Raw genomic sequence first — 9,758 nt, forward strand, 5'->3', positions numbered from 1 at the left:
TTCCGAGACTGGCCATGGTCAGATTCCCGCCGTCTTGAGGACGGCCGCTCGTTTGATCGCCGCGCGGATCTTCGGGTAGGTGCCGCAGCGGCAGAGATTGCCGCCCATGGCATTGTCGATGTCGGCATCGGTCGGCTCGGCAAACTCGTCGAGCAGCGCCACCGCGCTCATGATCTGGCCGGCCTGGCAGTAGCCGCATTGGGCGACCTGCACTTCCAGCCATGCCTGCTGTACCGGATGCAGTCTGCCTTCGGTGCCGATGCCTTCGATCGTGGTGACCGTGCCGGTGACCTCACCGACCGGCAATGAACAGGAGCGCACCGGCTGGCCATCGACATGCACCGTGCAGGCGCCGCAGGCGGCAATGCCGCAGCCGAACTTCGGCCCGGTCTTGCCCATGAGATCGCGCAGCGCCCACAGTAGCGGCATTTCGGGATCGGCCTGGATGTCGAATGCCTGCCCGTCGACTGTGAGGCGCATGGGGATACCCTTTGTTGTCGTCCGCAGCCCAAGGCGAAAGGCCGGTCGGCCATTTCGTCCTCATACATATTGACAAATTACGTCATTTTGTCAACAGAGCTTTTGCAGGATAAGGTTGCAGCATGATTGAGTCCGAGGACATCGCCACCGACCCCAAGCGCGCCCGCATTCTGGAGGGCGCGCTGAAGGTGTTTCTGGCCTATGGTTTCGCTCGCACCACCATGGACGACATTGCGCGTGCCGCCGACATGTCGCGGCCGGCGCTTTATCTCCAGTTCAAGAATAAGACCGACATTTATCGCGCCATCGCGCTGATGCTGCTTTCCCGCTCGCTCGAGCAGGCGAAAACGGCGCTCGCCGGCGAAGAACCATTTGCCGAGCGCACGATGCGGGCCATCGACGAGGCACTGATCTCGATGACGCGGGCCGTCAATGCCTCGCCGCATGGCGCCGAACTCCTTGACATGAAGTCGAGCCTCGCCGATCTGATCGGCTGCTGGCGCGGCCGGTTTGCCGAGCATATCGCCGCAGCGATCCAGAGCGAAGCCGGACGCAATGGCGTCGACCTCACCGCCAAGGGCTTGTCGGTAAAACTGCTCGCCGACATGCTGCTCGACGGGCTGGATGGGATGAAGATGCGTATCAGCGATCCGGACGAGCAGCGGCGGGCGGCGGCCGCGCTGATCAAGGTGATCGATCTGGCCTTGCAAAAAAGCTGACAATCCAAAACGCCTCAGGCTTGGCGACGCGCTGCCTCGGGCTTCTTGCGGGCCGCGAGGAACTCCTTGACCCGCCGGCCAGGTGCCGGACCACGCATCGGCTTGAAGCCGTCGTCGAGCTCGCCTGAGAGATCAAGCGTCGGCCGTTTGCCGACGGCGTCGTAATTCTCCTCCAGCCAATCGCTGGCGGCAGTGCGGCCAAGGTCGCGCAGATAGGTCAGGAACGCCCATTCGGCATTAACCTTGGACGATGCCGACAGATCCTTGAACGCCTCGTCGGCATCGATGCGGTGCAAGCGGATGTCGCGGTATTCGCCGTGCGGCAACCGGCCGGCGGCGATCAGCTCCTTGACGAAGGCGATCGAACGGAATTCGCGCAGCAGCCCGGCATTGAAAGTGATCTCGTCGATGCGATTCTGGATTTCGTTGGCGCTCTTCGGCGTTCCCTCGCGGACCACCGGATTGATCTGCACCAACAGCACGTCCTCAGTGGCAGCCGTCTTGAAGAACGGGAATAGCGCCGGATTGCCGCCATAGCCGCCATCCCAGTAGGGCACTCCCTTGATCTCGACAGCGCGGAACAGCTGCGGCAGGCAAGCCGACGCCATCACCGTGTCGAGATCGATCTCGCCATCGGAAAAGACGCGCAACTGCCCGGTCTCGACATTGGTCGCGGAGATGAACAGCTCCATCGACTTGCAGGCGCGCACATTGCCGAAATCGATCTCCTGTTCGATCACGTCGCGCAGCGGGTTGAGACCGAGCGGGTTGGCGACATAGGGCGAAAACACCCGCGACATGGTGTCGAAAAAGAGATAGCCCGGCGTATTCTCGATCGACCAGTTGCCCCAGGCCACGTCCCACGGCATGCGCTGTACCGGGCTGAACCGGCCCTTCAGCGCCACCGCGCGCCAGAAATCGTCGAGCTTCTGTCGCGCCCCCTCGACGCCGCCTCGGACGAAGCCGTCGGCCAGCGCCACCGCGTTCATCGCGCCGGCGCTGGTGCCCGAAACCGCCGCGACGTCGAGCCGTCCGTCCTCCAGCAGCTGGTCGAGCACCCCCCAGGAGAAGGCGCCGTGCGAGCCGCCGCCCTGCAGCGCGACGTTGATCTTCTTGGGCTCCTCCACCTTGCCGTTTGTCGTCATGGCGTTGCCCTTGATTTGTCGGCCAGATTTGTTTCGCGCAGCAAATTCACTAGGCGGTCCAGCCGCCGTCGACCGAAATATGCGTGCCGTTGATCTGCGCCGCTGCATCCGAACACAGGAACACCGCGGCAGCGGCAACTTGCTCGACCGTGACGAATTCCTTGGTCGGCTGCTTTTCGAGCATGACCTCGCGGACCACAGTGTCGCGGTCCATCTTGTTCGCCTTCATCTGGTCGGGGATCTGCGCCTCGACCAGCGGCGTCAGCACATAGCCGGGGCAGATGGCGTTGCATGTGATCTTGTCGCGCGCCAGTTCCAAGGCGACGGTCTTGGTCAGCCCCATGATGCCGTGCTTGGCCGAGACATAGGCCGACTTGAACGGCGAGGCGACCAGCCCGTGGGCCGAGGCGATGTTGACGATCCTGCCGCCGCCGGCTTGCTTCATCAGCGGGATCGCGGCGGCGATGGTGTGGAAGGCCGACGACAAATTGATGGCAATGATCGCGTCCCACTTCTCGATCGGAAATTCTTCCACCGACGCGACATGCTGGATGCCGGCATTGTTGACCAGGATGTCGACCGAGCCGAAGGTCTCGGCTGCCTTTGCGACCAGCGCCCGGCATTCGGCCGGCTTCGACATGTCTGCTTTGATGTAGGCGGTCTTCACGCCGTGATGTTTGGCGATCGCATCGGTGATGGCCTGGTCGTCGGCCGTGTCGGAAAAGGAATTGACGACGATGTTGCACCCTTCCGCTGCGAGCGCATGGGCGATGGCCAGCCCGATGCCCGAGGTGGAACCGGTGACGATGGCGGTTTTTCTGCTGGGCAAGGCGAGATCCTTCAGTGCGGTGCTAACGGAGACATATTGCAGTGCAGCATATATGTCTCGTGTGGCGCAAGAACAGCGGCACGGATTGGCGCTGACATGAAATTTTTGTCATGAATGAGGACACCCTCCCTCGAAGTTGTAGTTTGTCAGCGACCCCCGCAAGCCACTTCGGGGTGCTCCGGAGATTGCGCTTTGGATGAAATCGTCATCCGGCTCATGAAAAGGTGGAGAGCTCTCCGCGCGGCGAGGGATGGCGGCTCGGACGGATGCCACTCCGGGAAATGACCATCGATTGCCATGCGTGCTAATCCGTAGACAAATGCGCGCGCGGCAAGCACCAGATGATCGAAGTCGGTGTCCGGAGCGAGCCGACCTTGTTGCTGCGCTTGGATCAGCAGGTCGATCATCTTCCGGCGAATGGCTTCATTCTGATCACGAAGACTATCCGACGCGTCGAAATCAATCAGCGTTCGGGAACTGATGATCTGGAAATGCGTGGGATTGCTGATCGCCCATTCCAGATAGCCCTGTCCGATTGCTTCGAAGGCCACAATGGGATCTGCGCTGTCGACCTTGGACTGTGCATTGGCAACGGCCTCAGTCAGCCGGTTCATCGCCTGTTCGGCGACTGCGGTCAGCAATGCTGATTTCGACCGAAAATGGCGGAATGGCGCGCCGGGCGAAACGCCGGCACGCTTTGCGGCCTCGCGCACAGACACATGCTCTGCTCCGCGTTCCTCGATGATCTCCACGGTTGCCGCGATCAAGGCCTCGACCAGATTGCCGTGATGATAGCGCTTGGGGTTGGCGGCTTCGCTGGAATCCGTGGTGTTGGTCATGCCCTCCCTGTAGCACGAGGCCGAAATGTAATCACCGATTATTTTCTTGCGCCCCAGCGATTCATATGTAATCAGTGATTACAATATCAACGGAGGTTACCATGCTTCGCATCATCGCAACGACTGCCCTCGCTTTCTCCCTATTGTCGCTCGGGTCTGCCCAGGCCGAAGACCGGCCAACTCTGGAAATCGTCTGGCCGGTGGCCGGTTCGGTCATCGAACTCGGCAACGATCCCGAAAGGGCGATAGGCGTCGTGATCAGGAGCAACTTCACGCTGCTGCCAGCGGGTGAATGCGACGGCGTCAGCCAATGCGGGCACGTGCATATGAAGATCGATCCCGCCGCAGATACCTGCAATATCGCCGGCAAGCCGTACAACAGCATGAACAGCGACTTTGGCGGCGATCTTATCAAGGCTCGTTTCGGCCATTGTCCGGATGCCGCCGGCAAGCACGTGATCGGCGTCCTACTTGCCGATGATCATCACAAGCCCATTCTAGTGGACGGCAAACCCGTTACTGCGCTGGTGACGGTGACGACGAAATAGCGTGGCAGAGATGTTCTGACACGGTCTGCTGATGGGAGATTTCGGCCGGGTTTAGTCCAGCCGGCGATCACGACATCGTGTCAAGCTTGCGCTGCATGGCGGCGATCTGTTCCTTCAACTCTTGAAGGTCGTCGGGTTTATCCGACGTTTCTTTCCTGGCCGGCTCCGCTGGCGCTGCGGAAGAGCCATTCGAGGCTGCAGGTGGGAAGGGCGTGAACAGCCGCATGGCATTCTGGAACATCTCCATGTTGCGGCGCGTCTGCTCTTCCAGTGCCTTGATCGGCGTGGCGATCTTCATCATGTCCAGCGGCGACTTGCCCAACGCCCCCTTCATCTGCTCGCGGAAGCGTTCCTGTTCTTTTGAGAAGGCGATCATCGACTGCTCGAGGAAGCTCGGCACGATCATCTGCATCTGGTCGCCGTAAAAGGCGATCAACTGGCGCAGGAACGGAATCGGCAGCATGTTCTGCCCCTCCTTGTTCTCCAGTTCAAAGATGATCTGGGTCAGCACCGGATGCGTGATGTCGTCGCCGGTCTTGGCGTCCTGGACAGTGAACTCCTCGCCCTTCTTGACCATTTCGGCAAGGTCCTCGAGCGTCACATAAGTGCTTGTGCCGGTGTTGTAGAGGCGGCGATTGGCATATTTCTTGATGATAATCGGTTCGTCTTTCGCGGCCATCAGCATCCTCCCAGGACACCGGCGCACTTGAGTAAGCTGCCGGTAACGATTGCGCCTTTTCAAGGATATGCGCAAAAGCGTCGCAATTCCAAGTGGTTTGTGCACTGCGGGATCAATTAATGCTGCATAGCGGGCTAAAAATGCTGCGCAGCAATGGGCGGGCTGTTTCCACCACAAAGCGCAACCTGCTTGCGGCCCATGGCGGGCATGCCCATTTCCGGTTTGACTTGGATCGTTGAAAGGGCAAGAAAGCCCTGACGATACCAAAAACCTCGATACCTCGAAGTCTGGAGAAGAACATGTCCGCTGCCATCGTTGTCGCCAGTGCGGCGCGCACGCCCGTCGGTTCCTTCAACGGCGCCTTTGCCGCCACCCCGGCGCATGAGCTTGGTGCCGTGGTCATCAAGGAACTGCTGTCTCGCGCCGGTGTCGAGCCGGCAGAGGTCGACGAGGTCATCCTCGGCCAGGTGCTGACCGCGGCTCAGGGCCAGAACCCCGCCCGCCAGGCATCTATCAATGCCGGCCTGCCAAAGGAAACCACCGCCTGGGGCCTCAATCAGGTTTGCGGCTCAGGTCTGCGCGCTATTGCTCTCGGTATGCAGCAGATCGCCGCCGGCGATGCCAAGGTGATCGTCGCCGGCGGGCAGGAATCGATGTCGCTGGCCCCGCACGCTCAACACCTGCGTGCCGGCGTCAAGATGGGCGACTACAAGATGATCGACACCATGATCAAGGACGGGCTGTGGGATGCCTTCAATGGCTACCACATGGGCAACACGGCCGAAAACGTCGCACGCCAGTTCCAGATTACCCGCGAGGACCAGGACCGGCTCGCATTGGCCTCCCAGAACAAGGCAGAGGCCGCGCAGAAGGCCGGCAAATTCAAGGACGAGATCGTGGCTTTCACCGTCAAGGGCAAGAAGGGCGACACCATTGTCGACCAAGACGAATACATCCGCCACGGCGCCACGATCGACGCCATGACCAAGCTAAGACCGGCCTTCGATAAGGACGGCACCGTGACCGCCGCCAATGCTTCCGGCATCAATGACGGCGCCGCCGCCGTGCTGCTGATGACCGAAGCGGAAGCCGCAAAGCGCGGCATCACGCCGCTGGCGCGCATCGTGTCCTGGGCGACCGCTGGTGTCGATCCGCAGATCATGGGCACCGGGCCTATTCCCGCCTCGCGCAAGGCGCTGGCCAAGGCCGGCTGGTCGGTCGGCGATCTCGACCTGGTCGAGGCCAACGAAGCCTTCGCCGCGCAGGCCTGCGCCGTCAACAAGGACATGGGCTGGGATCCGTCCATCGTCAATGTCAATGGCGGCGCCATCGCCATCGGCCACCCGATCGGCGCCTCCGGTGCCCGAATCTTCAACACGCTGGTCTACGAGATGCGCCGCAGAAGTGCCAGGAAAGGCCTTGCCACGCTGTGCATCGGCGGCGGCATGGGCGTTGCCATGTGCGTGGAAGCGCTGTGAAGTCATATGCGAAGCGTCGTGAAGACAAGGTGAGCGAGCCGTGAAATAGTCGGTGGCGAACGGGGCTCAATCGCCGTTAGAGCGTTCCCGGTTTCGTCGCCCGCCGTTCATGAAGGAAAAAAGGGAGGACATCATGACAAAGATAGCACTCGTCACCGGTGGGTCGCGCGGTATTGGCGCCGCGATTTCGATCGGCCTGAAAACCGCCGGCTACAAGGTTGCCGCGAACTACGCCGGCAATGACGAAGCGGCGCAGAAATTCAAGGCAGAGACCGGCATCCCGGTCTACAAATGGTCCGTCGCCGACTACGATGCTTGCGCTGCCGGCATCAAGCAGGTCGAGGCCGATCTCGGTCCGGTTTCCGTGCTGGTCAACAATGCCGGCATCACCCGCGATGCCATGTTCCACAAGATGACGCGCGAGCAGTGGAAAGAGGTCGTCGACACCAATCTTTCCGGCGTCTTCAACATGACGCACCCGCTGTGGGGCGGCATGCGCGACCGCAAGTTCGGCCGCGTCATCACCATCTCCTCGATCAATGGCCAGAAGGGCCAGACCGGCCAGGTCAATTATTCGGCCTCGAAGGCCGGCGATATCGGCTTCACCAAAGCGCTCGCCCAGGAAGGGGCGCGGGCCGGCATCACCGTCAATGTCATCTGTCCCGGCTATATCGCCACCGAGATGGTCAGGGCGATGGACGAGAAGGTGCTCAACGAGCGCGTCATCCCGCAGATCCCGGTTGGCCGCCTCGGCGAGCCGGAAGAGATCGCACGCTGCGTCGTCTTCCTCGCTTCCGACGATGCCGGTTTCATCACCGGCTCGACGATCTCCGCCAATGGCGGCCAGTACATCACCTGAGACGTCGGCTCTCGCCGGTGCCTGACGTACCGGCCCAACGCCAACACGGCCAAGACCGAGGGCTGGGAGCCACACAATCGCGGCTGTCAGGCAAGAAGCTTCAGCCCTGGTTCGGCTGCAGGCTTGGTCTGGGCGATCGTTCGCGCGAAGGTGTCGGCAGGCGGGCAAGCGGCGCCCGGCTGAGGCCTGATAGTTTCAAGGCGATACGACGCTTCAGGAACGGATTGAGGTTCAGCATCGAAAGCACGAGATTGCGGACGAACCGCTTCACCGAACTGCGGGTAAGCGCCAGGTCGGTCATCGTGCCCGCCAGTTCAAGCACCTCTTGGGCCGCCGGGCGTCGCAGCGTTTCGTAAAGGTCGAGCTCCGCTTCCGGGCGCACGCCGTTCACCACGTCGCCAAGCAACTGGCCAAGCACGACCGCGTCGATGATGCCGGTGTTCATGCCTTGCCCTCCCGCCGGGCTGTGCACGTGCGCGGCATCACCCATGAGGAACAAGCGGTCCTTGCGGTACGAGCGGACCAGGCGGTGATGCACACGAAAACGCGAGCTCCACGACAGGTCGAGCACCCGCGTTCTTTTCTCGGTCGGTCCGCGGCTGTCGAGCAGCGCCTGGATGTCGGCGATCTCGGGCTTTTCCGGTGCGTCATCCATTGTCGCGACGACCCGGTACGATCCGTCCGGGAGCGGCGCCACCACCACCAGCCCGGCCGGTGCAAAGAACAGCGACACTTCGGTCGGCCCAACCGGCCAGTCGAGACGAACATCGGCGAGTACAAACGAAGCGTCATAGGCCGCGCCGTCGAACTCGATGCCGGTCGACCTGCGCACCAGGCTGTGCATGCCGTCGGCACCAACGACGTAGCGTGCCGATATCAGTTTCTCGCGGCCGTTCTCGACCACCGTCACGCGTGCGCCGTCAGCGTCCTGAACGACCGCCTTGGCCTCGACCGTGCGATGAATCACGCCGCCCAGGGCTGCGATCCGTTCGGCGAACACCTGCTCGGTCAGGTTCTGAGGCAGCATCATCAGATAGGGATGCCTTGACGGAAGCTTGCTGAAATCGAGCTTGAGCAGCGCCCGATTGCGGTCGCGGATGGCGAAATTCTGCAGCTTCAGGGCAAGTTCGCTCAGCCGCTGCGGGACGCCGAGCGGCTGCAGCGTTTCCAGCGTCTGCGCGTGGATGACGCCAGCCCGCGACGTCTGAAGCCCCTGCGCCAGCCTGTCGATCAAAACATGATCGACACCGGCCTGGTGCAGCACGATGGACAGCGCCATGCCGATCGGCCCGGCGCCGATTATCAGGACTTCCGTAGTTTCGGGCAACATTTCTGTCTCCATTTGTCAACGATCGTTGACTTTCTAGTCGAACCCATTGCATTTGTCAACGGCCGTTGGCATATGAATTTCATGACCGAGAATCAGCCGAAGAAACCCAGCAAGTCGGACCGCACGCGCGCCCAAATTCTCGAGGCCGCGAGGCTCCTGTTCGCCGAGCACGGCTATGACGGCGCCTCCATCCGCGACGTCGCGGCGCATGCCTCGATCGATCCGGCCATGGTGATCCGCTATTTCCGCAGCAAGGACGAACTGTTTGCCAGGGCGGCGGTCGTCGACCTGCAATTGCCGGCGCTGCGGGTGATCGATCGAAACGCCATCGGTGAAACGCTGGTCAGGCGTTTTCTCGAAATCTGGGAAGGCCCGGCCAGCGGTCCTAGCATGGCAATTCTGCTGCGTTCGGCGACGTCGAACGAATTCGCCGCGGAAAAATTGCGCGACGTATTTGGCAACCAGGTGAGGCCGGTGGTTGCGGCGGTCTCTGACCCCGCCGATGCGGGTCGACGGGCCGGGCTCGTTTCGAGCCAGCTGCTGGGTCTGGCGATGTGCCGGTACCTGCTGCGGCTTCCGCCAGTCGTCGCCCTGTCCCACGACGAAATTATCCAGAAAGTCGGCCCTACTTTGCAGCGCTATGCCGTGGGAGAGGACGGGTCTTGAACCAATCCGTTCTGCATTGCTGGCACACTGGTCCTCGTGCAGCGACTGCGCCGACGATGGACGCGACGCCGACCTTGTGCCGAAGCGGCACGCAAAAGTTAACGGCGGCCGCACAGCCTGTGCAAAACCTGTTCCCCGCCTGTGGATACCCGGTGGAAAACCTGTTCACGACACTACATATTGGGG

11 protein-coding genes are annotated in these 9,758 nt (G+C 61.7%); 5 read left to right on the plus strand and 6 right to left on the minus strand.

What is annotated here, in order from left to right:
- Positions 1–18: 18 nt before the first annotated feature.
- The gene (locus tag EOA86_RS09705; protein ID WP_128341390.1) at positions 19–480 is read right to left on the minus strand and encodes a (2Fe-2S)-binding protein; all 462 of its coding nucleotides are present in this window, start codon (positions 478–480) and stop codon (positions 19–21) included.
- A 122-nt stretch (positions 481–602) separates the two neighbouring features.
- Between EOA86_RS09705 and EOA86_RS09710 the strand changes: the two genes are divergently transcribed.
- Positions 603–1,199, plus strand: coding sequence for a TetR/AcrR family transcriptional regulator (locus tag EOA86_RS09710; RefSeq protein WP_128341392.1), 597 nt, complete (start codon positions 603–605; stop codon positions 1,197–1,199).
- Positions 1,200–1,213: 14 nt separating this feature from the next.
- On the opposite strand, the gene EOA86_RS09715 is transcribed toward EOA86_RS09710, so the two are convergent.
- The 3 genes from EOA86_RS09715 to EOA86_RS09725 all read right to left on the minus strand — a co-directional run bounded on the left by EOA86_RS09715 (position 1,214) and on the right by EOA86_RS09725 (position 4,012).
- Positions 1,214–2,344 (minus strand): patatin-like phospholipase family protein, encoded by a 1,131-nt coding sequence (locus EOA86_RS09715; RefSeq protein WP_128341394.1) that lies wholly within the window; start codon positions 2,342–2,344, stop codon positions 1,214–1,216.
- Between the two features lie 49 nt (positions 2,345–2,393).
- A complete protein-coding gene (locus tag EOA86_RS09720) occupies positions 2,394–3,188 on the minus strand; it encodes a 3-hydroxybutyrate dehydrogenase (RefSeq protein ID WP_164891654.1) in 795 nt (264 codons plus the stop codon).
- A gap of 131 nt (positions 3,189–3,319) precedes the next feature.
- Positions 3,320–4,012: a TetR/AcrR family transcriptional regulator gene (locus tag EOA86_RS09725; protein WP_128341398.1), complete on the minus strand. Its 693-nt coding sequence runs from the start codon at positions 4,010–4,012 to the stop codon at positions 3,320–3,322.
- A gap of 101 nt (positions 4,013–4,113) precedes the next feature.
- On the opposite strand from EOA86_RS09725, the gene EOA86_RS09730 reads away from it, so the two are divergent.
- A complete protein-coding gene (locus EOA86_RS09730; protein WP_128341400.1) occupies positions 4,114–4,560 on the plus strand; it encodes a hypothetical protein in 447 nt (148 codons plus the stop codon).
- A gap of 67 nt (positions 4,561–4,627) precedes the next feature.
- On the opposite strand, the gene phaR is transcribed toward EOA86_RS09730, so the two are convergent.
- Positions 4,628–5,239: a polyhydroxyalkanoate synthesis repressor PhaR gene (phaR, locus tag EOA86_RS09735; RefSeq protein WP_127211363.1), complete on the minus strand. Its 612-nt coding sequence runs from the start codon at positions 5,237–5,239 to the stop codon at positions 4,628–4,630.
- A gap of 299 nt (positions 5,240–5,538) precedes the next feature.
- On the opposite strand from phaR, the gene EOA86_RS09740 reads away from it, so the two are divergent.
- Together EOA86_RS09740 and phbB are read left to right on the plus strand one after the other, a co-directional pair.
- Positions 5,539–6,717, plus strand: coding sequence for an acetyl-CoA C-acetyltransferase (locus tag EOA86_RS09740; protein ID WP_128341402.1), 1,179 nt, complete (start codon positions 5,539–5,541; stop codon positions 6,715–6,717).
- Positions 6,718–6,850: 133 nt separating this feature from the next.
- Positions 6,851–7,576, plus strand: a complete 726-nt coding sequence (phbB, locus tag EOA86_RS09745) for an acetoacetyl-CoA reductase (RefSeq protein ID WP_128341404.1) — start codon at positions 6,851–6,853, stop codon at positions 7,574–7,576.
- Between the two features lie 100 nt (positions 7,577–7,676).
- On the opposite strand, the gene EOA86_RS09750 is transcribed toward phbB, so the two are convergent.
- Positions 7,677–8,855: an NAD(P)/FAD-dependent oxidoreductase gene (locus EOA86_RS09750; protein ID WP_245497204.1), complete on the minus strand. Its 1,179-nt coding sequence runs from the start codon at positions 8,853–8,855 to the stop codon at positions 7,677–7,679.
- On the opposite strand from EOA86_RS09750, the gene EOA86_RS09755 reads away from it, so the two are divergent.
- Entirely contained in the window at positions 8,814–9,572 is a 759-nt protein-coding gene (locus tag EOA86_RS09755) for a TetR family transcriptional regulator (RefSeq protein WP_245497205.1), read from the plus strand. The two genes, EOA86_RS09750 and EOA86_RS09755, sit on opposite strands and share 42 nt — an antisense overlap.
- Positions 9,573–9,758: the final 186 nt, after the last annotated feature.

The organism is Mesorhizobium sp. M5C.F.Ca.IN.020.32.2.1, assembly GCF_004023105.1.
GTDB lineage: Bacteria > Pseudomonadota > Alphaproteobacteria > Rhizobiales > Rhizobiaceae > Mesorhizobium > Mesorhizobium wenxiniae.